Origin of the sequence: Trichodesmium erythraeum IMS101 (assembly GCF_000014265.1) — a bacterium.
GTDB classification, from domain to species: Bacteria; Cyanobacteriota; Cyanobacteriia; order Cyanobacteriales; family Microcoleaceae; genus Trichodesmium; species Trichodesmium erythraeum.
Map to the genome: position 1 here is coordinate 1965964 of NC_008312.1, position 26602 is coordinate 1992565.

The 26602-nt window shown below is 33.1% G+C and carries 21 protein-coding genes and 2 pseudogenes; 10 read left to right on the top strand and 13 right to left on the bottom strand.

The genetic code is table 11. From position 1 onward, the window contains the following. Positions 1-727 precede the first annotated feature (727 nt). From TERY_RS34610 to TERY_RS36345, 4 genes are all read left to right on the top strand, one after another. The gene (locus tag TERY_RS34610) at positions 728-949 is read left to right on the top strand and encodes a hypothetical protein (protein ID WP_011610996.1); all 222 of its coding nucleotides are present in this window, start codon (positions 728-730) and stop codon (positions 947-949) included. A gap of 65 nt (positions 950-1014) precedes the next feature. Further along, the gene (locus tag TERY_RS34615) at positions 1015-1203 is read left to right on the top strand and encodes a transposase (RefSeq protein WP_011610997.1); all 189 of its coding nucleotides are present in this window, start codon (positions 1015-1017) and stop codon (positions 1201-1203) included. A gap of 1218 nt (positions 1204-2421) precedes the next feature. Next, complete coding sequence (gene cbiT / locus TERY_RS06000; RefSeq protein ID WP_011610998.1) at positions 2422-3024, top strand: precorrin-6Y C5,15-methyltransferase subunit CbiT; 603 nt, start codon at positions 2422-2424, stop codon at positions 3022-3024. Between the two features lie 643 nt (positions 3025-3667). Next, positions 3668-3802, top strand: coding sequence for a hypothetical protein (locus TERY_RS36345; RefSeq protein WP_370496698.1), 135 nt, complete (start codon positions 3668-3670; stop codon positions 3800-3802). A 106-nt stretch (positions 3803-3908) separates the two neighbouring features. Here TERY_RS36345 and TERY_RS06005 read toward each other — a convergent pair whose 3' ends face one another. From TERY_RS06005 to TERY_RS32485, 4 genes are all read right to left on the bottom strand, one after another. After that, the gene (locus TERY_RS06005) at positions 3909-4292 is read right to left on the bottom strand and encodes a transposase family protein (RefSeq protein WP_011610999.1); all 384 of its coding nucleotides are present in this window, start codon (positions 4290-4292) and stop codon (positions 3909-3911) included. Further along, on the bottom strand, positions 4293-4502 hold the full coding sequence (locus tag TERY_RS34620) for a hypothetical protein (RefSeq protein WP_011611000.1): 210 nt from the start codon (positions 4500-4502) through the stop codon (positions 4293-4295). Beyond that, complete coding sequence (locus tag TERY_RS34625) at positions 4489-4641, bottom strand: transposase family protein (RefSeq protein ID WP_370496701.1); 153 nt, start codon at positions 4639-4641, stop codon at positions 4489-4491. The genes TERY_RS34620 and TERY_RS34625 overlap by 14 nt, the downstream gene beginning before the upstream one ends. 405 nt (positions 4642-5046) lie before the next feature. Further along, complete coding sequence (locus TERY_RS32485) at positions 5047-5187, bottom strand: hypothetical protein (RefSeq protein WP_155994332.1); 141 nt, start codon at positions 5185-5187, stop codon at positions 5047-5049. 390 nt (positions 5188-5577) lie between these two features. Between TERY_RS32485 and TERY_RS06015 the strand changes: the two genes are divergently transcribed. After that, positions 5578-6459, top strand: coding sequence for a phosphatidate cytidylyltransferase (locus TERY_RS06015; protein WP_011611001.1), 882 nt, complete (start codon positions 5578-5580; stop codon positions 6457-6459). A 363-nt stretch (positions 6460-6822) separates the two neighbouring features. Here TERY_RS06015 and TERY_RS06020 read toward each other — a convergent pair whose 3' ends face one another. Then, positions 6823-7599 carry an LmeA family phospholipid-binding protein gene (locus TERY_RS06020; protein WP_011611002.1) on the bottom strand — a complete coding sequence of 259 codons (777 nt, stop codon included), beginning with the start codon at positions 7597-7599 and terminating at the stop codon, positions 6823-6825. 135 nt (positions 7600-7734) lie between these two features. Here TERY_RS06020 and TERY_RS06025 point away from each other — a divergent pair, with 135 nt between their 5' ends. Together TERY_RS06025 and TERY_RS06030 are read left to right on the top strand one after the other, a co-directional pair. Further along, on the top strand, positions 7735-8499 hold the full coding sequence (locus TERY_RS06025; protein WP_011611003.1) for a pseudouridine synthase: 765 nt from the start codon (positions 7735-7737) through the stop codon (positions 8497-8499). 676 nt (positions 8500-9175) lie between these two features. Continuing rightward, positions 9176-10063 carry a RodZ domain-containing protein gene (locus tag TERY_RS06030; protein WP_011611004.1) on the top strand — a complete coding sequence of 296 codons (888 nt, stop codon included), beginning with the start codon at positions 9176-9178 and terminating at the stop codon, positions 10061-10063. 370 nt (positions 10064-10433) lie between these two features. On the opposite strand, the gene TERY_RS34630 is transcribed toward TERY_RS06030, so the two are convergent. From TERY_RS34630 to TERY_RS36355, 4 genes and pseudogenes are all read right to left on the bottom strand, one after another. Then, entirely contained in the window at positions 10434-10685 is a 252-nt protein-coding gene (locus TERY_RS34630; RefSeq protein ID WP_196797297.1) for a transposase family protein, read from the bottom strand. Between the two features lie 492 nt (positions 10686-11177). After that, entirely contained in the window at positions 11178-12695 is a 1518-nt protein-coding gene (gene malQ, locus TERY_RS06040; protein WP_011611005.1) for a 4-alpha-glucanotransferase, read from the bottom strand. Positions 12696-16121: 3426 nt separating this feature from the next. Next, a pseudogene (locus tag TERY_RS36350) lies at positions 16122-16304 on the bottom strand (transposase); the annotation flags it as partial. A gap of 426 nt (positions 16305-16730) precedes the next feature. Next, positions 16731-16887 (bottom strand): annotated as a pseudogene (locus tag TERY_RS36355) (IS630 family transposase); the annotation flags it as partial. 646 nt (positions 16888-17533) lie between these two features. On the opposite strand from TERY_RS36355, the gene TERY_RS30045 reads away from it, so the two are divergent. Next, a complete protein-coding gene (locus TERY_RS30045) occupies positions 17534-17722 on the top strand; it encodes a DUF4277 domain-containing protein (RefSeq protein WP_011611007.1) in 189 nt (62 codons plus the stop codon). Between the two features lie 6 nt (positions 17723-17728). Next, positions 17729-17872, top strand: a complete 144-nt coding sequence (locus TERY_RS30050) for a DUF4277 domain-containing protein (protein ID WP_081432529.1) — start codon at positions 17729-17731, stop codon at positions 17870-17872. A gap of 1751 nt (positions 17873-19623) precedes the next feature. Here TERY_RS30050 and TERY_RS06055 read toward each other — a convergent pair. Further along, the gene (locus TERY_RS06055) at positions 19624-20526 is read right to left on the bottom strand and encodes a bestrophin family ion channel (RefSeq protein WP_011611008.1); all 903 of its coding nucleotides are present in this window, start codon (positions 20524-20526) and stop codon (positions 19624-19626) included. Between the two features lie 686 nt (positions 20527-21212). Continuing rightward, positions 21213-21962: a hypothetical protein gene (locus TERY_RS06060; RefSeq protein ID WP_011611009.1), complete on the bottom strand. Its 750-nt coding sequence runs from the start codon at positions 21960-21962 to the stop codon at positions 21213-21215. An 80-nt stretch (positions 21963-22042) separates the two neighbouring features. Between TERY_RS06060 and TERY_RS34635 the strand changes: the two genes are divergently transcribed. Then, entirely contained in the window at positions 22043-22231 is a 189-nt protein-coding gene (locus tag TERY_RS34635) for a hypothetical protein (RefSeq protein ID WP_196797227.1), read from the top strand. A 1525-nt stretch (positions 22232-23756) separates the two neighbouring features. Here the strand turns inward: TERY_RS34635 and TERY_RS06070 are convergent. Both TERY_RS06070 and dnaK read right to left on the bottom strand, forming a co-directional pair. Next, positions 23757-24266 (bottom strand): DUF4112 domain-containing protein, encoded by a 510-nt coding sequence (locus TERY_RS06070; RefSeq protein WP_011611010.1) that lies wholly within the window; start codon positions 24264-24266, stop codon positions 23757-23759. A gap of 312 nt (positions 24267-24578) precedes the next feature. Further along, positions 24579-26495 (bottom strand): molecular chaperone DnaK, encoded by a 1917-nt coding sequence (gene dnaK, locus TERY_RS06075; protein WP_011611011.1) that lies wholly within the window; start codon positions 26493-26495, stop codon positions 24579-24581. Positions 26496-26602 lie beyond the last annotated feature (107 nt).

Below are 26602 nucleotides of genomic sequence, written 5' to 3' on the forward strand. Positions count from 1 at the left end.
TACAAATTAACTATCTTCAATGTGAGCTAACGCTCCACTAAAAATAGTTAGTATAAGCGTTTGAGTATTTTTGGAGATGTCTATTGAGCTCAAAAATGATTTATCATATCTGTTGATAGTCTAAATTTTTTCCATCCTTTACTTGATTTTATCTTCAACTATTTAGTCTAAACTCCAGTCAGAAGAGTAAAATTCATCCTAGCTGCGACCTCTGGAACCGACATTAGAACGATAAGTGAACAACTATAACTACATAGAAGGCAAGTGAGACAGTGGTGAAAAAGGTCGTTGGAGGCTTCTGAACAACTGGCAATTGCTGAAACTCAACAGGTGAGCGACAAGAAGTTAAAGACACTGATAGAAGACATTCTCAGTGATGCTCCCCGACCAAGAACAACCAAATTTTTCTCCGTGGAGCAAGTGGTCCAAATCGTAGCATAGGCCAGTGAAGACCCAAGACAATCTCAAAGACCAGTGAGTCATTAGACTCCCAGGGAGCTAGCAGAAAAAGCCATAGATAGAAGAATTGTGGAGAAGATTTCACCTCTTAGTGTGGGGCGTTTTTTAAAAGGAAGGGACTCTACAACCTCATGGTCATCGTTACTGGTTAAACTCTAATCCCTCTGACCCAGTAGCTTTTCGCGACCAGGTTAAATCTATCTGTCAGTGATATCTGTCGGCCCAAGAATTACTCGAAAAAGGAATTCATCTGATTAGTACCGATAAAATGACGAGTATCCCAGCTAATGAGAGAATTGGCCCCACTCAACCAATAGAGCCAGGACAAGTCGAACGCAATGAGTTTGAGTACATTTCCCTAGGTACTCAATGTCTACTGGCCAACTGGCACATAGCCAAAAGACAAATCATTACCCCTTCAATTAAGGCCACCCCCAGAGAAGTTGATTTTCTGCAACACATTGAACAGACTATCCATACTGAATTCTGATGGAGGATGAATTTTTCGGATTAGAGCAACTCAATACTCATAAATCTGAATGATTAGTCCGTCAAGTGGCTCAATGTTGTGGTATTCAGACTGATTTGGGGGTAATACAGAAATCAGGTATTCGAGACTCTATGGTAACTCGTGCTGCTTTTTTGTCTGACGAGTTTCACCAGATTCGCTTTGTTTATATCCCTAAACATACTTCTTGGCTGAATCAAATTGAGTGTTGGTTCTCTATTTGGGCCAGGGGTTGACTCCGGCGTAGTAGTTTCTCTTCCACCTCAGAGCTCAAGCAGAAGATACTAAATTTTATTGACTATTTCAACTGTACTCTAGCCAGACCTTGTTGCTGGAAATTTCAGGGGTTTGAGCGAGGATGATTAACCAGATTCAGATTTATGCTCATACTGGCTCAAGCATCAAACTCTATGCCGATCATTTTTAGCTTGGCTATTAGACCATTTATTTTACAAGTGCGATCACACTTCTGAGTATTCCATCTCAGGAAGAAGGCATCACTTCTACTGGTCACTTATTTCTCCCATCCTGTACTAGAGGTGGTAGAAAGCGAGATAGCTCAAGTGTCAGGTCATAGAGCCTATGCTCAACGCAAATGCTACTCCCAAGCATCTCATAGAGGAGCCAAACTGACCATACCGCCCCCTAAAAATATAGTAATATGACATCTAGGCAATTGTAAGAGTCCACCTCATACCAGATATGAGAACCTCAGAGAGATTCGTAGAGTAGGATATAAAAAGTGGAAACGTGAGAGGAGATAGCATAGAAGTTTTCTGTCAGAAAACTCCTGTGTAATGGTTGAAAGTAATATTTGGGGGTAAGTTACAACAACGCAAATTTGACAATCAGGCAGTGGAATTGTTCATACAATGTGCTATACTTAATCGTATGATACAGGATTGTAAGCCAAAAAGCTACAAAGTAGAATTCTAATCAACTTCTCCCCACAAGAGAAGTTAAAGTCGCAACATTTATGCAACAAAGCCCCAAAAAACTGTAAAGCTAATTATTAAGGTAAAGAACTATCAAATAGCTTCAGTTGAGATTGAAATTATTCCTAGCTGTTAGGCACAGGGGTAGTTCTAGCAAGCCAAAGCTCAAGGACGGTTTGAGATTTATTATGCTGCTGGAATTTCTTGTTGTATGTTGCAAAACTTTACCCTAGCGTGATCTTGGCCTGATGTGTCCGTTTTTTTATCTCGGATTGCTTGTGCGGGAATAATTAATTGACATTTAGGATAAAATATACTGAAAAAAATAACTAAAAAGTTGCCTGATAGGCGGGGGAAGCTTTAAACCAAATTTTTTACTATTCTTTTAGCAGGTAAGTAAATCCAAACACCAAAGCATCCTTTGTCGGTGTTAGAAATCTTTCTCCATGGCCTATTCTTGGAGTTAGAAGGATGTTAATCTTTCCTTTTTTCTGATTTATCATTGAAAAATAATTTTCTATGCCTTCCCAACTTTGGCCTTATGTTAGTCCAGGTATCCCAGATGACTTATTTGAACGTTTACCTGGCATTCCCATGAGTAAGCGAGAAGTTCGCTTACTATTAATATCTTATTTACGATTACAATCAGATTCAGTAGTATGGGATATTGGCGCAGGAACAGGAACCATACCAGTAGAAATTGGCTTAATATGTCCTCAAGGTCGAGTTATTGCCATAGAAAGGGATCAAGAAGTAGCAAGTTTAATTAGGAGAAATTGTAACCGCTTTGGAGTGGAAAATGTCACAGTAATTGAAGGTAATGCTCCCGAATGTCTTGATAGTTTAACCGATGCACCTAGCCGTGTTTGTATAGAGGGAGGTCGTTACATCAAAGTTATATTGCAAGAGGTTTGGAAAAAATTATTACCACAAGGTCGTATTATTGCTACGGCTGCTAATCTAGAAAGTCTTTATGCTGTTTCTGAAAGTTTTGCGGATTTACAAGTTAGGAATATAGAGGTCGCCCAGTCGGCTCTGAATCGTCTGGAGACTAGAGGAGTATATCAAACCTTCGCAGCAGTTAATCCTATATTTATTTTGAGTGGAGAAAAAATAAATTAATTTTTGCCTCAGCTTCAAGTAAAGAAAATTAACTATCAACAATTTTCATAATTCCTGAGGTACTTAGATTCCTTTGTTACGTGAAATAATAGAGTAGCTAGGGACGTTCATGCAACGTCCTGATGTTATAGTAATTTGAGCAACAGCGAATAGAAAAGAAAAAAAACAACAGGTTAATAGTGGTGGAGAGTTTGATCTCCTCTCCAGCTTTTATGTGCGGGTATGTCTACCGAGGCTAATCTCAAGTGTGACGTTTTGCTGACTGCTCCCAAAGCTGCTGAACAAACCTAAACCTAATAACTTTAGAGATAGATTATATTATGTCCGGTAGTATCGTTTATTTAAAACCTGAGGGATATGGCTACTTTGCAAGTCCTTGATAAACTATGAGTAGGTCACCAAAACTTTGTTCCATGAAAGTGACGATATAGCTGCTGTACTTGGCCCAAATATCAAACTTCCTCTCTGCTTTAAGGAGACATCATATTTAGACCAGTTGCTAATCTGGTACTTGGACTTGGAATTAGACTTACTCATATCTAGGTTAGTGCAGTTTTTTGTGCTATGAACTGTTATTTTGACCCTCTTTTCTTGCCTTGTTCTAGCTACCAATAATAATAAGTGAGACCTCGAATGAGCGATATTGCTACGCAACGCTACCACGAATGCTATTTCATTAAGTTTATACATCGATCATCAATCATTAGACTTCTCCGAAAATAGTCAAATCAATACTATAACTATCTTAATTGGAGCGATCGCTATTTCAAGAAGATAGTTGATTTTTACAGTCTCATAGGTATTAGAGATAGTTAGTATTAATATATAGCCCTAATTATAGTATTTTCAACCAAGAATTTTTTCAGAAATTATTGGCAAATTTATTAAGACAAAATAACCGTCCCTCTTCCCAGTATTACAAGTCCACAAATAGTCATTATTATTTGCGTATATTTATCAGAATTTAGCCTGAATCTTTCCTGGGCTACTCGAAATATTTTGAGTAATCTAATTATATGTTCTACCAAAATTCTTTCAGATGCCAGCTCTTTATTTTGAGACTTTTCCTTACTGGTTAATTCTTGAATAGGGGGCTTTTTTTTAGGCGTTTTTATTGCTGGTTCTCCCACATAAGCTTTGTCCCTGGTAAATTTTTGTTCTTGATGGAATTTTTCTTGGATTTCACGAAAAAAATTTATCTCACTTATTTGGCCTAGTTTTCTAGCTTCGATATCAACAATATCTTTACCATTGGTTAACACAATCACCTAACTTTTTCTTGTATGACTTTTTTTCTTTCCTGAGTAATATTCTTTTTGTTGTTCAGATTTTTCTAGCCTTTCTATACCCTGTTCATAGCTATCTATGATTAACTCACACTCTGTTAAAATTTCCTTAATAATTTCTTTGTCACTTGAGTTTTTTTTACCTGTTCTAGGAGACTTGATGGTAACAACTCCCCAATTATTGGAAACCAATAATTAAAGATATCATTGGCAGAGTTTCACTGACTCCAAATTGAATTCCTAATAGTTGAAAAGTTGTCAAATGTCTTAAATAAGTTAAGGTTAAAATGATTTGTTCACAAGAACGATAATTTAGGTGATCTACCACCACCAGAAGCGATTATTCTAACTTTTTTAGCTGTGGCTATTTCTCGCTTCTTCGATACAAAGTTTTTTTGCTTGTTTTAATAACTTTTCTACCCGTTCATACTTGATACCTAATAAAATTTCTGATTCTTGTGGAAGATGTCTGAATATACTCAAGTATATTAGTCATAATTTGCCTACAAAAATTTCTATTTTTTATTACTCTATCACAATTTATTTATTTTTCGGAGATGTCTATTGACTATCTCTTCCATCTGGGATAAATTTTCACTCGTTTTGATTACTTATAGATTCATTAATTAGCGGCCAGAGTTGTTCGGCTGGTTGTATAAGCAATCCCTTTGATCCTATTCCATAATCCTCCATCTGGTGCTTTCTCCTGGAGTAACATTATTAGTTTTGCCTGTAGTTACTCACAGAGAAATCCTTTTAGTCCTAGATGTTGATAGTGACTATCTACCAATCCTTCTTGACCCTGATGATTGTAGCAACGTACAATTTTCTTAATGGCCTCCAAACGATAGCCTGTAGCTGAAGAAACTTCTCTCATTGTTTTTCTCTTTGCGCTTAAATATCAGGTCTTTTCTATGGGATCATTAGATAGCTCAGGAGTTTCTTTCCAGTTCATCTAAACTTAGGTATTTTTAAATACTTAAGCGTCTTAGTATAATGGCGCTCGCATTAGTGTTGGATAAAAATATCACTCCAGGCAATTTTTTTTCTATTATTCTATATATATAAAAACGATATTACCAGACATGATATTACTTTTGCCTGGTGCTTCCGTTTTTCGTCTCGGATTACCCTTAGAGCTAATAATTAAGTTAAATGAATTATAACATATGTTTAAAAACAAAACAATTAATAAGTAGAAAGATCATGGGGGAGGCTTCAAACCAAATTTTTCGGTAAAATTAAAATTTCTAAAGTTTATAATATTATGTCTTGGTCTCGAATAGTTAGTGGACTTGTAGCAATTGCGGTAGCTCTGGGAATGATTATCTTTGGGGGATGGTGGTTTACAGCAGGCATGGGAGTCATAGTTTACCTAGGCCAACTCGAATATTTTCAACTAGCTAGTACTAAAGGTATTGTACCAGCAGCCAAAACTACTCTAGGGCTAAGTCAAGTCATGTTAGTAGTAGCAGCTCTCAATCCTAATTTAGTAGATGCCATATTTACATTAGCAGGAACTATAATCTGTTTTTATCTACTGTTTCAGCCAAAATTAGCAAGTATAGCTGACATAGCATCATCAATTTTAGGTCTATTTTATGGTGGATATCTACCTAGCTATTGGATTAGACTCAGAGTTGGATTTGAAGCTCAATTACAGATATCCCAAATAACTTTAGAAAACTACGAGTATACTTCATGGATAGACCCTTTGAGTTGGCCTTCGAGCTTAACATTTACTCTGCTTGGTTTTTGCTGTATATGGGCTGCTGATATAGGTGCTTATTTTGTCGGGAAGTTCTTTGGTCGAATTAGACTTTCAGAAATAAGCCCGAAAAAGACTGTGGAGGGTGCAGTATTTGGAGTTTTAGGTAGTGTAGGAGTAGCTACAATAGGTTCTTGGTACTTAGATTGGCCTGGTTCCCCTTGGACAGGTGCTGTCTTAGGGTTAATAGTAGGTATTGCTAGCCTACTTGGAGACTTAACGGAATCAATGATGAAACGAGATGCAGGTGTTAAAGATTCTGGACAACTCATACCTGGACATGGAGGAATTCTTGACCGCACTGACAGTTATGTTTTTACTGCACCCCTTATATATTATTTTTTCACCTTACTTTTACCAGCCCTCAAAAATTATAATTAGGGCTGGCTGAATGAATAAATATAGAATCCTGATGATACATCACTGTTAGTGATGGCTTATCTTGAGAAAAGGACCAAAAAATCACGAAATTAATATTTTTTCACTTAGGATTTTTCGTGACTTGAATAGGAAAAATGCAAAAAAATTAACATACTGCAACTATTGCCTATTCCCAACTCCCCATTTCCTGCCCTCACTAACAAATTTTTTGAGCAATTAACCTCTAATTGAAATATAAGATAAATCAACCTTTGACCAAACACAGTTGTTTTTCTTCTTTTGTGTTCTCAAATTATTTGCTTTTCCCTAAAATCTAGAATGAATTTTGTACCTTACTCCTAATAATAATTTTAATAGTTGAATTTAGGATTTAACTATTAAGCTACCTTGACAAATAAGTTGACCAGATTCTAATGTTAATTCTTGTAGTTTAACATCAGAACCTAAATCTACTTTGATGGTATTTGAAAGGTCATAATTAGACTTTTGTAAAACTTGAAATTCAAAATTTTCTAGCAATAATTTACAACTAGTAGCAAGCTTTAAACTAGTATGTAAATTTATTGGGATTTTTTCATCAAACTTAGACATAAAGTTAGCAAACAGACTAAGATGACCTGTAAATATTTCAGCTTTTTGGTCATACAATCGAATAGGTTTCTCTAGGCATTCTATAAAATCTGACTGTAATAGTGGGGTTAAAAAATCAACAATAGCCTGAGACAAAAGACCAGATTTTAGACTAGAATTAAAGTCAGATTGAAGACATTTAATCTGACAAAATATAGGAAAAGATTCTAAGATTTTCAATTTTTTTCCCCTGATAATTTGACCAATATTAATCCGAATACCAGTAGCAGATAATTTCACCTCAGTCAAATGTAATCCTCGAAAAATGACATTAGAAGCAGCAAGAGAAACTCGTGGGATTTGACCTGTAATAATTTGGCGATCACCTCCTTCAATATGAACCTTTAATTGTTCTACCTGTTCTAATTGTGATTTTAACCAAAATTGCAAAGCAGGAGATAGGAACCTACTAACAATTCTACTCTTTCTTTTTGTTGATATTTCATCTAAACTCTGATCAGCAATATCAGAACCAGAAATATGATGCAGTTGTGGTAAATTTTTATTCATTAAAGACACCATGAGGATTAGTATACTCTATACTCAATTGTGTAATTATTTCCAGAGATAAGAAATATATAAACTAGCAGATTTTAAATATTTAGGGTAGGAGAAAATATCCAATAAAGTGATGAAATAAATAATATGGATGAAAGATTACAAAAAATATTATCTCAGTGGGGCATAGCATCTCGGCGTCAAGCTGAACAAATGATCATAGCGGGACGAGTAAAGGTTAATGGTAAAATTGTCCAATTAGGAGAAAAGGCTCAACCAGACTTGGACAATATTGAAGTGGATGGTTTGCCCATTAGACCCGAAGCTCGACCATCACCCATATATTTATTGTTAAATAAACCTATGGGAGTAATTTCAACTTGTTCGGAACCTAGGAAACGTAGTAAAGTTTTAGATATCCTAAACGCAGAACTACGAAATGGAAAAGGTATTCATCCTGTAGGACGTTTAGATGCAGACTCTACAGGAGCATTACTCCTCACAAATGATGGTCGGGTGACTTATTGTTTAACCCACCCCAAATATTGTCTTTCTAAAACCTATCAAGTTTTGGTAGAAGGTCATCCCCAAGAATCAATCTTAAAGTTGTGGCGTCAAGGTATTATTTTATCTGGTAAAAAAACTTTACCCGCTGAGGTTAAAGTCTTAAAAGAATGTAATAGTTCTCAAACTCTTTTAGAAGTGGTCATCTCTGAAGGCAGAAATCGCCAGATTCGTAGAGTTGCAGATAAATTGGGACATCGTGTACTTAAACTACACCGTACTGCAATTGGTCAAATTAAGTTGCAGTTGCCTGGAGAGTCAGTTTTACCTATTGGCCATTATAGACAATTAAAGGATTTTGAAATTGAGTTTTTGGATGACCAAATTATTGAATCTAAATTCAGCTAAAAACTCTTTTTTATGACAAACAAGTATGTTTTTTAAAGTCTGAACTAAGTGGCTCAAATAATTTAAATATCTAAATAATATTTCTAAATTATTTTATACTTTGTGCTGGGTCAATTTTGCTCCCTCAATTAGCTATCAGCTTTTTGAACTTGGGCAACAACAAGCATCGGATGCTTAAGTAAGGCTTGAAATATACTTCATGCAAGTCAAAAAAATGACTATCCTGATTGCTGAATGTTGACTACTTGTTTAATAAAAATATATTTTGAAAAACAGAAATTTTATTCAATCGTATTATAGATATATTTAGGATTCTTCATAGCCAAAATTCTTTCTTAAACTAAGCATCCAAAATTAATCATATTATTGCTCAAATTAAGTTATACAAAATAAATCAAATAATGTTACAAGTAATAGAAGTGATTAAAATAATTTATATAAGATGTGATGTCTCTTTGATGAAAAATCAAGTTTATCCTTTCTCATCAAGAAACTAAAATAGATGCCCATAGAAAAATAATAGATAATAAATCTCTCAAATAAATGGTTAGATGCTGTGTCTTCTGAATTATAAATCCTGAATCATAACTCCTAGTAATTTGTAGCCAACTTTTTTCCAAATGGGATAACTATCCAAACTAAACAAGTTATAGTTTATATAAATTAAGTTAAAGCAATGGTGAATTTAACAGCAATCAAAAACCTAAAAAAAAGTTTCTCTTTTGTACCTTTAAGGCAACGTTTTAATCGAAGAAAAAAAATATCTTTTGAAGAAAAACAAAGTCAGGCATTAAAAGATATCGGGGATAAATTAAAAATGTTTAGAAATAAACATTCTATTTGTTTAAAAAGAGTGGCAGTAGTGACAATGATTAGAATTAATTTACTAGAAGCAATAGAAGAAGGTAATTTAAAAGAACTGCCAGAGCCAGTTTATATTCAAGGTATGATTAAGCGATATGCAGATGCTATAGGATTAGATGGAGAGGAACTAGCAAACTCATTTCCAACTGCAAAAGTTCAGGAAATTACGATAAAATCTCTGCCGAATTTATCAATGCTTCAGCTACGACCATATCATCTTTACTTTTTATATGTATTACTTGTTATTTTAGCAGTTCGTTTGTTACCTTATGTTAATAACTCTTATTATATATGGATACGAGATGGTATTACTAAGTCTGAAAAACAACAATATGAACGAGAAAATGAGGTTAATGTTTTACCTCCAGTTTCTCAGAAAAATAGGAAAACTGAGGGAAGATCTTCAGATCAAACAACACAAAAGTCAGATAAACAAAATGATGGACAACCTGTAGTTCTCAGTGTAATTGCGAAAGAAGAATCTTGGGTATCAATAAAGATAGATGGAAAAGTAGCGTTTGAAGGGACTTTAGCTCAAGGCACTCAGAAAACTTGGTCAGCCCAAAAGCAACTGGTTTTTTTCGCAGGCAATGCTGGAGGAATAATTATACCTATTGATAATGGGCAAAATATGCAACTGGGAAAACCGGGTGAAGTCAAAGAAGTTGTTCTTACTTCTACTAACACCCAAATACAATAAATAGTATAGCTTTAAGCTATCAGCTTAAGTTAAAGCTATCTATTGGTTGTAAAAGATTTTAATTTCATTAATGTCTCAATACTTTTTTGTAGTGCTATAAAAATTAGAGTTGTTGGAAAATAACTTAGGTTAGGGAAAAATGAAAACTTAAACCGAGCAATTTTGGTTAGTGACTTTAGCTATTTATGCTGCTATTAGGTACAAGTTCCATAGCCCAGTTGCTGTTAACATTAATTTGTCATCAAAATCATTCTTGTGATTACGGTAAATCTGATTTACAGTCGCGTAGTGTTTGACACCCACAAAGGCGTTTTCACATATCACCCGCTTATTGACTCAATTTCCGATTTTTAAGGCGTTGCTGTTGCTGTTAATTCTCCCCCTTTTTGTTTTTTATGGGGTATGCTGATATTTTTATACTAATGTTAATACCTTGAAACCCACTCATAACTTCAATTGGTATCTCCACAGGTATATTTCCTATCGACTTTTCCTGGTCTAGGAGTTTCAAGTCATGTAACTTTCCCTCTCTTGCCTTACTCAACAACAACACTTGCTTATTGTGCTCTACTGCTGCTAGATATTTGCGAGATAGACGCTTTTTTTTGCCTGAATAATTCAGTTTTTGTTTTTCTGAGTCCGTTCATCGTTGCAATGGCCATTCTGTGCCATCTATTACCACTCGTTCTACTCCAGGAAAACGTTCTATAAATCCTTGGACGCTGTTAATTTTGCGCTCTGGTAGTACCTTATTTCTTCATATACCGGAGTAAAGGCTGAGAGCAAGGATTGAAATGCTTTACGATTTAATCCTGTTAATGCTCTGAGTAACCTATCTTGTCTTAAAGCCTATTTAATGTTTAGCATTAAAGTTGGCCAATTTGCTGTTAACTTATTTTACCTTATTTCCCAACAACTCTATTAAAGATTATGTATGATTTCTCCTAATTGGAAAAAAACGGCCAGGGAGAATGATCAAGGCTTTTAGGTAAAAAAGTTATAACACATGGGGGATAACGGATTCTAGCTATTTTGATAGCATTAACGTAATTCCCTTGTCTAAACTTACTTTGACTGATTTTTTGGACTAGAAAATGTTTAAGTACCACTAATATTAATCCTCGTTATTTGTTGGGGTACGACCATAAATATCTGTCACCTCTTTGAGGCGATCACTTATATCTGAAGTTAACATCTCTGATCGATAACGCCAACTCCAATTACCATCAGGAACACCAGGCTGATTCATAATAGCTTCTTCCCCCAACCCTAAAATATCTTGTAGAGGAAAAATTGCCATATAAGCCACAGAAGACATAGCTAAACGAATTAAATCCCAATGAATGCCATGACCCCAACTATTACCAACAAAACGATAAACTCTTTCCTGTTCTTGAGGAGAACGCTTATTAAACCAGCCGACAGTAGTATTGTTATCGTGAGTGCCAGTATAAACAACCCAATTAGCAGAATTATAATTGCAGGGTAAATAGAGATTATCACTACCTGAGTCAAAAGCAAAATGTAGAATTTTCATACCAGGAAATTCAAACTGATCCCGTAATTGTTCTACTTCAGTAGTAATAACTCCTAAATCCTCAGCAATAACTGGCAGTTTACCTAACTTTTCTTTAATAGTTTTAAAAAAAGCCCTACCTGGAGCTGTAATCCATGTACCATTTTTAGCTGTAGTTTCACCTTGGGGTACTGCCCAATAAGAAACCAAACCTAGAAAATGGTCAATCCTAATCAAATCAACTATATCCAGCATAGACTGAATCCGTTGTACCCACCAAAAAAAATCTTCCTGTTCCAATTTATCCCACTGATAAACTGGATTACCCCATAGTTGACCAGTCTCACTAAAATAATCTGGGGGAACGCCAGCCATTAAAGATGGTTCACTTGTTTGTGAATCTAAAGAGAATATTTCTGGATGTGACCAAACATCAGCACTATCATGGGCAACATATATAGGAACATCGCCAAAGATTTTAATTCCTTGTTGATTAGCATAACTTTTCAGCTGATCCCATTGCTGAAAGAATAAATATTGAAGAAATTTATGGTACTGAATTTTATCAGCTAAACGTTGTTGCCATTCTGCTAATGCTTGTGGTTGACGATGAGCGATGTCTTGATCCCAGGTATGCCAACTTGCTCCTTCGTGAGCCTCTTTCAAAGCCATATAAAAAGCATAATCGTCTAACCAAAAAGCTTTACTGTTACTGAATTGATTGAATGTCTCTTTTTTTTCTTCAGAAGCATATTTTTGAAAGTTTTGGTAAGCAGTTTTCAGCAAAGAACTTTTTACTTGGGCAACTGAATCAAAATCTACCTTATCCCTTGGAAATTCTGGTATATTAGAAAAATCTTCCTCAGAAAGCCATCCTTCATCTTTTAACTTATCTGGACTAATTAACAGAGGATTTCCTGCCATTGCTGAATAAGCTTGATAGGGAGAATTGCCAAAGCCTGTTGGCCCTAATGGTAGAACTTGCCAAATTTTTTGTCCACTATTTTTCAAAAAATTCACAAAATTGTATGCTTCCTGGCCTAAGTCACCAATTCCAAAGGGACTGGGAAAAGAAGTTGGATGCAGTAAAATACCGCTAGATCTCGAAAGTAGCATGATTAAACCTAAAAAATACTAATTAAAAAAGTTATTGGCATTACACCTCAGTCTAGAATTAATTTTACGATGGGGAGAGTGTTTTTTTGATTGAGAGTTAAAATTTTGCTTAATTTTTTATCTTTTTTGTAGTCTAATTAGGGTTTGCTGAGTGTGACTCGTTGGACGAAAAAAGTCAATAAGTACTTGTAGCCCACATCTCTAATAATGACCATAGGTGATATAAAATAATAACTCGCAATTTTTTCGAGGTTAAATTCCTCTCATCTTGGTTAGGCAATGACTCTGTAAGTCAGGTAATTTGAGGTAGAGCTGATTACTGTCGTTGCATGACCTAAACATCAGCAAAGGCTTAAGTCCTTTAGCCTTTGCTGCAAGAGTTGTCACTCCAAATTGAGTAAATACCAATCCTATTACAACTGTCGTCACCCTAGTTAAGGGTAATTATCCAAGTATCTACAGCAAACCAAAACGGTATGGTTTGCTTGCCTCTCGGTACTTTACTATGGCTCAGGACACTGCTGGTAAAACGCCACAGTTAAGCAGTCCTAGCCTAAGACGCGAAAAAGATTATGGGAACCAAGTAAACCCTTGATTTCTCCTCTATTTGGAAGTAGGGAAAGCGTACACTAGAAAGATCAAGTATTAAGGATATCTTAACAAGCAACAGTATAACCTTATAGCTAGGATACCCAGACATAGGAGGCTACTGGAGACATTAGTTTTAGTTGAAACTACTGACAACGGCTAAAACTCAGCTATTAGCAAGGGTGGCATCTATAAGTTATTCCGAATAATAATGAGACACTTTTTTAGCTAAAACCCTTGAAAGCCAGGAAAATCTCGTCTCTATCTAAACTAGGATAGCTATAGTAGTATGAACGGCAAACCCTTAAACATATGTCCATTGTCAGGGGCCTTATGATGAGCGAAACTATGATGTACGGCACGTGAAGGAGAGGTGATGCGGCAAAATGTCCCAATGACCTCAAGGGGTGACAAGCACTTCAAGAGTATTACTAACAATGGTTTAAAGGGTTAAGGCATAGCAATCGAACAAAAGCTTAGGACACTCCCTCTATTCCGGATTTGCTGTATAAACTAAGATTGATGGCTTAGATGGCTTAACCTATACTTTGACTGCTATAATTCTTAAAAATTACGATCAATAGTAAAAATGATAATTATTATTGGTACTTAACAAAATATAGCTAGAAAACAGGCTCGGATATAGACATAAAGAGGATTTTACATCAAAAAAGTATAAATCCTAAATTATCAACGGTTCTAACTATTTTTAGGGTATCGACGTAATTCCCTTAGCTAGACTGACTTTGAGTCATTTTTTTTGAATAGAAAATTTTGAAGTCCCAATTGTTGACTTTTTTAAGTTAAGGCCACTAACAAAATTCAGATCAGCCAATTAAATTTTTTTTTGTCATTAAATCAACTGTGAGCTTTTGAAAGTACAAATACTTAATCTAATAATATAGGCATCGCTTTTAATCCCCTTTGATAATAGAGCTTTTTTCTCTGATGATAGATTTATCATACCAGGGACAATATTGACTAAGTCATCCCAAGTTATAACCCACAATTCACCATACATACCTACTCAAAAATTGCTATGTCTTCTATCTTTTCGACTAGCTTAAAAGAACCGACAAATGTATTTTTGATACCCGGATTTTTTGATGATAATACCAAAGTTGACTAGAAAATCGTATAAGCTAATACGGTTTAGTTAAGACTGAAAATCATGTAAATTAGATATTGTTTCCAAAAAAGGAAATGAGGTGTGGTGAATCTGAAAGACTTATCATTATTCTGTTATAATATACAAAATTTTGAAGTGTTAAAGGGAATTGGAATGGCAATTCTAGCCACGGCATTTTTAGAAGCTACATAACTGCCTCCACCATCCTCTGCAAACGCCAAAACTCAGGTAGTTCTAAACAAGTAAGGATGTATTATTGTAGTTCGAGAAATATCAGATAGCTAGAATATGATTCTCGATCTTTTTTAGAAAATGATCAAGTTTTTCTGACATTGCATGAGATATTCTCTGTCTAATGGTAGATTTCAATCTCTCAATATAGTTAATTAGACTACTTATTTTACTAACTGCTTTATGTCGTGTGTTGGGGAATATTTCTTCTTATGCTGACCAAAAGGTTCTTATGTTCACCAAAAGTCTGTATAAGTGAGTGAATACTGTCGATAGACACCAGGCAAAAAATTCCACAACCCCCTAGCTCCATCTATATTGCGATCGCCAATGTAAGCTCCAACAATTTCAAGACTTATGGAAGTACACTATATATAGGGTGCTTTCATATTAAATTATCCATAATATAATTAGTTTTTTTTTTGAGATAGATATCATTTTAAATAGATGTGATTTAGGAATAGCAAAATTGATTAAAAATTGTTAGATTAATTTTCTCAAAATTGTAAATAATTAGATAATAATTATATGATTATATTACCAGTAAAAATATGGATTTTCATTATGTTAAATGCTGTCAATATTTACTCAAATCTAACACGTATTATACAATAACGCTCCTTAGCAAACCCAGAGAGAAAATATTAGTCACGATAAAATCAACCGTTATTTAATAATAAAGTCTTTAAATTCAGAAGATGTATGGCAAAATGTCAAAGAAGAATTTGTTCTATATGCAGTGGGGAATTTAATTTTTGATGGTACAGTAATCAAGAAAAAGTATGGGTTAAAAATTAAACTTGTGCAACTATAATACAGTGTTAATGAATATAAAGTTATAGTTATTTTAAATAAGAATGAGACACTATTTGGCGCAACAATTACGAAAATTTTATCAAGATATTTATTGATAGGTGAATACATTCTAGATCTTTGTAATGCACTAAAATCATGTTTTATGTCATTTGAATCAGGAGAGTATTGTGGCAAAAATAGTAATTGATAACCCTCTGCTTCTACTAATTCTATAATAACCTTATAGTTAATCGACATTTTTTTTGAGGGCACCTCTAGCATGTTTTAGAAATTTAGCATATTTGCGATTAGCGTAATCCATAACCTCAGTTTAAACTTACCTGTCTTCCTCAAGCAATACCTGTAAAAAAGATATTTTTTAGTAATAATTGATATATAAGTTTTTTGGTATTTTGAAATATAAGTTTTTGTTGAGATTCTTCAACAAGCTGCTAAAAATCTTGTATTTATAATTCTGTTTACCGTTATAAATAAGACTATTATTAACAATTTTTATGCATGTATACTAAGGGCTATTCAGCATTTTTTTGGCAATTTAAAAGTTTTTCTGAATCTCATCCTTACATCTTTTTGATGGTACAGTAATCAAGAAAAAGTATGGGTTAAAAATTAAACTTGTGCAACTATAATACAGTAGTAATGAATATAAAGTTATAGTTATTTTAAATAAGAATGAGACACTGCACAACAATTACGAAAATTTTATCAAGATATTTATTGATAGGTGAATACATTCTATATCTTTTTAATGCACTAAAATCATGTTTTATGTCATTTAAATCAGGAGAGTATTGTGGCAAAAATAGTAATTGATAACCCTCTGCTTTTACTAATTCTATAATAACCTTATAGTTAATCGACATTTTTTTTGAGGGCACCTCTAGCATGTTTTAGAAATTTAGCATATTTGCGATTAGCGTAATTCATAACCTCAGTTGAAACTTACCTATCTTCCTCAAGCAATACCTGTAAAAAAGATATTTTTTAGTAATAATTGATATATAAGTTTTTTGGTATTTTGAAAGATAAGTTTTTGTTGATATTCTTCAACAAATTGGCTGCTAAAAATCTTGTATTTATAATCCTGTTTACCGTTATAAATAAGACTATTATTAACAATTTGTATGCATGTATACTAAGGGCTATTCAGCATTTTTTGGCAATTTAAAAGTTTTTCTGAATCTTATCCTTACATCTTATGGACTAACCTTTTTAGCACTCCCTAGATTTTGTAGGTTGGAAGAAGTTGCACATGACTTTAATTGTTCCTTTTGTAATTCTGAGAACAATTTCTGTGCTAACCACTTTTCAAAAACCAGCACGATTACAAGAAGCCTCAAAGATCAATGGGGAAAATAATTTTCCCTGACAGAAACTACTTATAATAGTTATCCTTAAAGTTCTTTTTCCTGACTTTAAATCATAATATATTTTGCAAAGTTTATTTTATCTATAACTATAATCTTTTCGCTTTGTCAATTGCTGGATTTTACCGACCCTTATTGCTCCCTTCCAACCTAGGAGATGGGGTTGTTTGTTCTAGCTTTTTTTTAGATTTTTATGTCATAAATTATTTTCTTTTCTCTTCATCTTTTTCTCTATCACGGTAATTTTTTTTATGGGGCAAAGCAATTTTTTTTAACGCTTTACCTATCACCAGAAGGTCGTTCTATCGCTAAATGATTCTGACCATTCAGATGTCATTTTTTTTAAGTTTGACTGCTATTAATATGGACAAATTCAAAGAAATTCTTATAAATCTAGTATTTTGGGATTATGTCTTTTTTAATAACTTGTTTTTGCTGCTAATATCGCTAGTTTCTTTTCGTCTATGTAAGCAAATATTGATGGTAGTGCGACTAATCTTAGATATATAAATTGCTTAGGTTTTACTCATTATATTATCAATAAAATTAATAATTTTTTGTCAATAGTCGTAGTTATAAACAACACTTTTACGACAAAATATAGTATATAAATATGGAAAAACTTGAGTAAGTATTTAGACTCAAGAAAAAAACACCTCAAACTGTAATTATAGACAGAAAGTGAAGATAAAAAAAAAGAATAGACAATGTTAGTAGAAGTGAGCAATATAGACCATCTAAGATTATTAGCAGGAATTATTGACGAGATTGGTATGGAGAATAAAATTAATCAACTACTAGGAGAAGAACTACCAGAAAAAATAATAGGGGGTCAAGCAGCCAAAGGAATGCTCTTAAATAGACTAGGTAAGGTTTTATTTATACTATATTTCTAATCGTCAATTTTTTTTCAGGGAAAAGCAATAGAAAATTTAATTGCTCAAGAAGTAAAAATAGAGTATTTTAATGATGATAAATTAGGTCTGGTATTAGAACAACTGTATCCCAGAGGATTAAATCATATTTTTATATCTATGGTGTTATAAACAGTGAAAATTTATGAGCTAAAAACAAGTACAATTCATTAAGAATCTACATGATTTTATGTTCATCTAGATTATCATAGAGATGAGGATAAATCCATAGAATATATAGAACCAAATACTATCAAAATTATTGATTTATATTCGAGAGATAAACAACAAGAATTAAAATAATTTATAATGTATTTAATTTGTATAAACTATGGAGATCTACTATTATAGATGATAGTTTGGTCTGGAAATTAATCTGAAAAAAAGTTCCAAGGCATCAAAGAATTTAATGGCCAGTTAAATTTTAACATTTTAATGATGGCAAATAGTGCAATAGAAGACTCAATAATATCTATATTTACTAACCAATATTAAATTTTTATCCGATTTAATATTTGTATAAAATAGCGATTAAAGTTACTCCACAAATAGATATTTATGATTTAAATTATATATCACATTAAGGGATATAGATATCAATAACTATCAAAAAATTACGGATAAATTCAACAGAAATGGTTGATAGTTAAAAGTCAACTATGTCGAGAATCATATTTTAAAAGCCTAGAGAAAAAAACAGAAATAACGAGCTAAACTTCACAAAAAACTGTTTACTTTAAGGTCATAAAAATTTGCTTGTATACGAGATCCATAAACAGTAAAAAGGAAACTTTTGATAAACTTTTTTACCACAAATTCACATAAATTAATATACAAAAAGTAGAGTCAAAATATGAATTATATTTTCCTTATAAATTATAAGTATAAGTGGGAGGAATAGGGTCAAAAATATAAATGTAAAAAAAGTGATTAGGTAGATTTATTTTGGTGACCAATGTTTTTGATAGGATGAAATTAACTACAGAATAAATGTGGTCAAAATATTAAGGAAAACAATTTATTTAGAGAGTTTTTATATTTATCAAATACTCCCTATTTTTAACTGATAGTGCAGTCCTTAAATCTCCCCATTTATCGAAATATTTAAGATTAATTATGGGCTTGGTTTATACTTGTGGTTAACGTCAACTGCTTAAAAACTTTAAACCGGACTAAATATACTTTCAAAAGTTAATTAGGTCGCCTTAATAATAGACATACTTTACGTTGGATATTTTAATGTTTTTAACCAATTAATTTATTGATTAATTATGAAGTTATAGAGTATATCTAACCTCACTTCATAGCGTCTATAATTACTAAAGTTTTTTCCTTCAAGTTTGAAAAAATACTATCTGCTCAATTGAGAAACTTGAGATGAAAACAGATAAAATGTTCAAATAATCAACAATTGAATAGTAGTGTAAAATGAAAGCACTTGAAAATTATTTGAGATGAAAGTATTCAAGTAATAGAAAGATTTTGGAAATTTCAACTGATATCATTCTATTGATTTACGATCCTCTCCTACCCCATATTATAAGTCTAAATACTTACTCAAGTTTTCTTTTCTTTTGATAATATATTTTGTAGTACAAAATGTAGGTAATAAGGAGCAGGCATAATCTTTCCGAGATTATTCTTTAAGCATTATTTCATAATCTTTGCTTTGAATACTATACTATTTTATCAAAGATATAATAGGAGCAAATTCAATAGTTTAAATGCTGAATTTGAGTCTTATTTATGTGGTAAAATAGTAAAGTATTATTATATTTTTTTTCTGCTAATGTTTTTGATATTTACTTATACATTAAAATCCCTAAAAAAATCATTTTCTACTGTTTAAATTTTAGACTTTGACTATTTGAAGTAAGTATATCTCAATCAATTAAATATTCTTTTCGAGAGTCAGAAGTAAGTAATTCTTCAAGTTCTAACAATAGTTTGTCACACATATTATCTAAAGGCAAATCATTAGGATCATAACCAAAAGGATTTTCTATTTCTAGTCCTATTGCTTCAATTCCTAATAGAGCAAAGCTAATTATTCCTACAACAAGAATAGTTATCCAAGATAATTTAGCTACCATTTGAAAGGGTAAAGCAAAGCAATACAAAAATAATAAATGTTTTAAGTGAATTGCATAAGCTAGAGGGATAGGTGTATTTAAAATTCTTTCGCAGGCAGTTTCATCTTTTACCATAGAGTCTAAGATTTGATTATAGGTAGAAAGCTGAATACTATCTATATAATTCAGATCGTATGCTTTACGGAAATAATCTCCAATCCATTTAGCTATTCTCATAGGAATATGATTAACTTCTTTCAGTTCTAAATATTGATTTTCGCTAATAATTGACCGAATTTTTAGGTCTAAACTTTCATTTCTTAAGTGTAATTTTGTACCTATTAAAAATCCTGCTAAAAGTCGAATTACTGCTATTTTTTCCTCTGTATCTTCTGGAGTTTTTTCAGGAATATTTACCCATATTTGCCTTGACAAAGATCGACAAGAAATTATAATTCCCCCAGTAGCTTTTCGCCCTTCCCAAAATCTGTCATAAGATGTATTAGTTCTAAAAACTAATAATAAACCCAATACTACACTAGGAATTAAACTAACTAAAATTGGTTGATGTATCGAAGTGAATCCAATTTTATAAAGGATCGTAATTATTGCAGAAAAAATCATTGCAACTGCTACTCGTTGCCAAACTTGAGGCACAATAGACCCTTTTAAGGTTAGCAGTAATTTGAGCCAGTTTTTATTTCTAATAATCATAGTTACTTTTTTAGTTTAAGGGAGTAAGGAACAGGAGTAATGTGACATTTTTTCAAGGCTAAAATTCTCATCATTGCTCTTTTAGGTTAAGGAAAATACCTGGCTATTTATAAAAATAGCTTAAACACAAAATAGATCGGTAAACAGGTTGTTTAAATGTCACACAATTACTATATTATGGTTTAATACTATTGTTAATATTTTTTGTCAAAGCAACGATAGAAAATAGGGAGATATATTAATTAGTTCTTTTCTACTCAATAATTATTTCATAAGCATTCAGACATTAGGTATTATCTATAAGTTATTAATTCATTATCATATCTAAGGAGGAATTAGTCTCCAAAGAGAATGAAAGTTGTGTATGAAATTGGTCACGACTCTAATCTTTAGTCATTCATTAAATATATTTAAAAAATGAAAGCTAAATGCTGATGTTATTTCTACTAGCAAAATGAACATATATAGAACTTAGCTATAAACACCATATATAGTAGGAGTCACCACAAATAGTATATCATTCATTTAAGTGAATAAGTCCTGATATGGTAAGTAATAATATAATTTTATTTCGATTTATAACTTACACTTTGGAGGACCTTGGCAGAAAGCAGAAGGCAGAAAGGAAAAAAAGATTTAAAGGGAGTAGAATTAATCAATATTTTTTCAGGAAAAAATAAAATTATTTAACTAGGTTCTAAACAACTATACATCTGATTATTTGATTCAGTTACTTGTTGAACTTGAGTAATATGTTTGTTAATCACTTCTTCTACCTCAATTTTTACATTATCAGACATTGAGGATAGCCATTCACTAATATTAATATGCATCCACTTTTTCATAGAATTATTGTAAACAACAAACTCAAGCAAACGACTCATATTTGTTTCGCCTGCTGTATCGCTAACTTCTTTCATCATAAAGTAGCTCAAGCCATAAAAAGGTTCAAAACCTTGTTGAAAATATTCTTCCCAACCACTCCAATTTAAGTTATTACGAGTTAACAATTTTTCTGCAAAAAGAGTAGCTAAACCCTCTGCATAGCAGTCAAGTAATTGTGCATTTAATAAATGAAATATTTCGTGAGCTAATTGACCATGGAAAGCATATTCAGATGGTTTACGATTTAAGTAAATAGTAAACTCTCCTTGATTTGCATTATCAAGTGAAGTTAAAGGAGTTGTATTTAAGTTTAAATTGACTTTTTTTACTGGTATTCTCGGTTTACCGTAAAGTTGTTGACTATAATTAAATCCCGATTCGACAAAAGAATAAATTTTAGGTTTATTAAAACTAGCATCTAAGGCGTTTATTTCGGGTGATAATATAAGTTGAGCCGAAACTTTTTGAAATGTTAAATTAGGAAAGTATAGAAAAATTATTAGGGAAATAGTTACGATTAATAAAAATTTTATTCTGGAAATAATTACCATAAATCTGTATCAAATAGGAAAATATGAGCTAATATTTGTTTGCTTTTGTTACCTCTAATTCAACAAACTTACTAAGTGTTATGTTGATAATTATAGTGCAATACGGTTCAGTTAAGGATTTTTTGGAGACTTCTGTAACCTTAAGAGCTACTCTAGCGGTTTCATACCACCACGAATTACCCAAAGACACTATTATAGTCCATGACAAATTTGGCTCCACTATGAGCTTATGCAATACCTTGCTCCGCCACAGAATTGCGATCGCTTAACTATTTTTATTCAAAAATACTTGAGTTATTCAAATTAAATAAACTTCATTTTTATTGAAGGATATTTTAATTCTGAGGACAAACTTATGAGTATTCTAATAAAATATTTCAGCATCTCTACTGATGAGCAAATAGCCTGGTGTCTTGCAATTGTTCGCGAGCTATAAAGATACCTCAGACTGTTTTTTCTCTCAATTCTGGTCATGTAGTTCTAGCTCACAATTTGATCGCCATTAGGAATATATAGGGAGTAGACCTTCAACCCATCGGTAAAGTAGAAGAAGCAATGTATAAGTCTCAATATCTGCCACAGAGGATCAATTGTCTTGGCACTTTAGTCTCCCACTACCCAAGCTCAGATACCTCGTACTGGACTTGAGTGTTGTCTGGTGTCCAGGTTTTCTTTTTTTTGAGCATACCAAAGTTTGCATTTCGTTAAGCTACAATACTTCAGGAATTTCTTCAAGGCTTAAGGCATCTGGTAAATGTTCTCTCAACAACTTTAGCTAGTAGTATGATCAATTCCTGTTAATCTTTCTATTCCTCGAAGGCCCATGCCAGATCGCGTACATTTTCAAATAGACTTGATGAGCATCATCACTATATCTTGGTTAAGTTTTAGAATGATTATAAATTGACAGCCACAATTGACACAAATGTTATGGATGCTTCCCACGTCTGTTAACATTAGCGAATATGTAGAAATTGGCACTCTGGACATTTCATACTTTTTCCCTTTTATTTTTTCTCAATTTATAATTCATGCAAGACCTAAAAACTAGCAGAAAGTTGTTGATTTTTGATTCTATAGTTTTGAATAATTATTCTTAGAAAAATAGGTGTTACTTTCGGAAAAGGATAAGTAGTTTCTTTCAAAACTTTTAATTCACTAGCTTTTTTTGCGAAATCATTCAATTGTAGTACTATTATGGCTAGTAAATCAATTGCCATTATAGAAAAAAAAGTCAGGAACTGTAGGTAGAATAAAAAAAATTCTAGTCATAAGTAAGTTCTGATTTATTGAACTTAAACTACGACTCATATCAATCAAAATATAGTTGACTTAAATTTTTTTTGCTGTGTCGTTAAATAGATAGTAAATTGAACTAGGAAGGTGTTGAAAAGCTGGAATTGAACTACTTAATTATTGAGCTATCTCCCAGATTCACCTCATATTCAGCTAATCCTACATGACCTGATAAGAGAAATAAACCATCTTATTGTTCATTTTTAATACATTCAATTCCCTCTACTAATTTATGCTGAGATTCAAATACAGGAGTTAAAGGAGATTGGATATTTTGGTATTTACGGTAAATTTATTTTAATTCTTATTTACGAGAAAACCCCAACACCATACCTATTAAATTGTATTGAGTATCTATATCTATCAAAATTATTTTTTTTCTCTTTGATTTGATGCTAAGACTCAACTTAAATTAAATGTTGTAGTCGTTTTACTAACACCACTTTTATGGTTAAAAAGTGCAATTTTTATGCAACTTATCTCATCGATTTCATCTGACTAACCTGGTATAATAAACTCTATTATTTTGACCAATAAACTAATAATAAAAACACCCAAAATACCCATAGCAATTACAAATAAAATTAAGCAACCTAAAAGGATAAAAATAAACCAATTATCAGCCTTTTTATGAACTGGAGAAGATGCTAAATGACTCTCCAATAGATCCATATTTTTAGAATTTGCCTTCCATGCAACATCAAACAGATCGCCAAAAATAGGTACAATACCAACTAGAGAGTCAAAAACTATATTAGTAACCATTTTTGTTAGAATATTTTTAGGTAATCCCATAGTTGAGGCAGAGAACACTATATAAATAGAAATTAGTCCTCCCAAAACATCACCACCACCAGGAATTAATCCTAACACTGGGTCAAGACCAATACCTAATGATGTACCAGGAACACCAATGGCATTATCCAGTAAGTCGCTAAGTTTTCGCAGTTGTCTAACCTTAGCTGCTTGGGGTTCATTACCTAGATTAGTAGGAGAAGGTTTTGCCATTATTAATTATTAGTTCTCATTTATTAGTCATCAGTCAAAAGTTAAAAGTTAAGAATAATCAATTAAGCTTCATAAAACTAATATAAAATGTCACAATTAGTTATAGATAATATGAAGTCTTATTAATTAGCCATAATAAAAATGTTTTTATAACATCAATTGCTTGCAATTCCCAATTTACTAAATTTTTTTTTGTAGGTATTCAAAGAAACATGATATGAGCTCACCTCACAATCAAAATTTTGTAGGGATTAACCATAGTTAATCCCTACTGTGGTCTACCCACATTAAAACTTTTATAATAATTATAGATTACTTTGTTTCAGTAAAATCAGCATCAATTACATCATCTCCACCTGTAGCATTTGAAGAAGAAGCACCAGAACCAGCATCACTATTTGGTGTAGAACCTTCACCAGGTGCACCACCAGATTGTTGATACATATTGCTGCTAACACTGTAGAGAGCTTGTTGTAACTCAGTAGTCAGAGAAGTAATCTTCTCATCGTCTTCTTGAGCGACAGCATCGCGCAAGTCTTTAATCAAGCCTTCAATTTTAGTCTTATCCGCTTCAGGAACCTTATCCCCCAACTCCTGAATTTGCTTCTCAGCCTGATATGCTAGAGAGTCAGCTTGGTTCTTACGGTCAATTTTATCACGGCGCTCTTTGTCTGCAGTAGCATTTGCTTCTGCTTCTTTAACCATCCGATCGACTTCTGTATCAGGAAGAGTCGAAGCACCTGTAATACTAATAGATTGTTCTTTTCCAGTACCTTTATCCTTCGCAGTTACATTCAGAATACCATTAGCATCAATATCAAAGGTAACTTCAATTTGAGGTACGCCACGAGGTGCTGCGGGGATACCATCTAAGCGGAAAGTTCCCAGACTCTTGTTATCGCTAGACATTTCTCGTTCGCCCTGCAGTACATGAATTTCTACATTTGTCTGACCATCTACAGCAGTTGAAAATACTTCTGATTTTTTAGTAGGAATAGTAGTGTTGCGCGGAATAATTTTGGTCATTACTCCACCAAGAGTTTCCACACCCAGAGATAGAGGAGTAACATCTAATAAGAGAATATCTTTAACTTCACCTGCTAACACACCAGCTTGAATAGCAGCTCCAACAGCTACAACTTCATCAGGGTTAACACTTTGATTTGGTTCTTTACCTAGGACTTTTTTGACTATTTCTTGAACTGCTGGAATTCGAGTGGAACCACCAACCAATACTACTTCATCGATGGCTTTTTTATCTAACTTCGCATCCCGAATGGCATTTTCTACAGGAATACGACAGCGATCAATGAGGTCGGAACATAGACCTTCAAATTCAGCTCTAGTAAGAGTTAGATCTAAATGCTTGGGCCCATCTTGAGTAGCAGTAATAAATGGTAAGTTAATTTCTGCCTGGGTAACACTAGAAAGTTCAATCTTAGCTTTTTCTGCTGCTTCTGTTAAACGTTGTAGTGCTTGTTTATCTTTACGCAGATCAATGCCTTCTACTTTGTTGAATTCTGCAGCGAGATAATCAACAATTTTCTTATCAAAGTCATCACCACCAAGGTGAGTATCACCAGAAGTAGCTAATACTTCAAAGACACCATCACCCACTTCTAGAATAGAAACGTCGAATGTACCACCACCAAGGTCAAATACTAAAATAGTTTCGTTACTTTTTTTATCTAAACCATAAGCTAGAGAAGCTGCTGTTGGTTCGTTGATAATTCGCAGTACTTCTACACCAGCAATTTTACCAGCATCCTTGGTTGCTTGTCTTTGGGAGTCATTGAAGTAAGCAGGTACGGTAATTACGGCTTGCGTTACTTGTTCACCAAGATATTTACTAGCATCATCTATTAGTTTACGAAGTACTTGGGCTGAAATTTCTTCAGAGGCAAATTGTTTTTTTAGTGCTTGGCAATCTAATTTAACGTTACCGTTAATGTTGAGAACTTTATAGGAAACTTCAGTGGTTTCATGGGTTACTTCATCAAATTTACGCCCGATAAACCGCTTTACCGAATAGAAAGTATTTTGGGTGTTCATCACCGCTTGACGCTTGGCAATTTGACCTACCAGTTGTTCTTCTTTTTTGCCATAAGCTACTACCGAAGGCGTTGTACGAAAACCTTCTGCATTAGCTATAACTGTAGGCTTACCACCTTCCATAACTGCAACACAAGAGTTTGTTGTGCCTAAATCAATTCCGACTACTTTTGCCATAACAGTGTTTTTGCTCCAATAATTACAAAACTTTTGTTTATTTGTCAACCGTTCCCAGAAATCTACAAAAATTTGATAAAATCTAGAAATTATCTAATTTTTGGCCT

Coding starts and splice junctions, on each gene's coding strand:
- dnaK (WP_011611011.1), bottom strand. CDS start 26,495: ATGGCAAAAGTAGTCGGAATTGATTTAGGCACAACAAACTCTTGTGTT.
- TERY_RS06020 (WP_011611002.1), bottom strand. CDS start 7,599: ATGAATAAAAATTTACCACAACTGCATCATATTTCTGGTTCTGATATT.
- TERY_RS06030 (WP_011611004.1), top strand. CDS start 9,176: ATGGTGAATTTAACAGCAATCAAAAACCTAAAAAAAAGTTTCTCTTTT.
- TERY_RS06025 (WP_011611003.1), top strand. CDS start 7,735: ATGGATGAAAGATTACAAAAAATATTATCTCAGTGGGGCATAGCATCT.
- TERY_RS06055 (WP_011611008.1), bottom strand. CDS start 20,526: ATGATTATTAGAAATAAAAACTGGCTCAAATTACTGCTAACCTTAAAA.
- TERY_RS34610 (WP_011610996.1), top strand. CDS start 728: ATGACGAGTATCCCAGCTAATGAGAGAATTGGCCCCACTCAACCAATA.
- TERY_RS30045 (WP_011611007.1), top strand. CDS start 17,534: ATGTTAGTAGAAGTGAGCAATATAGACCATCTAAGATTATTAGCAGGA.
- malQ (WP_011611005.1), bottom strand. CDS start 12,695: ATGCTACTTTCGAGATCTAGCGGTATTTTACTGCATCCAACTTCTTTT.
- TERY_RS32485 (WP_155994332.1), bottom strand. CDS start 5,187: ATGAGAGAAGTTTCTTCAGCTACAGGCTATCGTTTGGAGGCCATTAAG.
- cbiT (WP_011610998.1), top strand. CDS start 2,422: ATGCCTTCCCAACTTTGGCCTTATGTTAGTCCAGGTATCCCAGATGAC.
- TERY_RS06015 (WP_011611001.1), top strand. CDS start 5,578: ATGTCTTGGTCTCGAATAGTTAGTGGACTTGTAGCAATTGCGGTAGCT.
- TERY_RS06070 (WP_011611010.1), bottom strand. CDS start 24,266: ATGGCAAAACCTTCTCCTACTAATCTAGGTAATGAACCCCAAGCAGCT.
- TERY_RS06060 (WP_011611009.1), bottom strand. CDS start 21,962: ATGGTAATTATTTCCAGAATAAAATTTTTATTAATCGTAACTATTTCC.
- TERY_RS34635 (WP_196797227.1), top strand. CDS start 22,043: ATGTTGATAATTATAGTGCAATACGGTTCAGTTAAGGATTTTTTGGAG.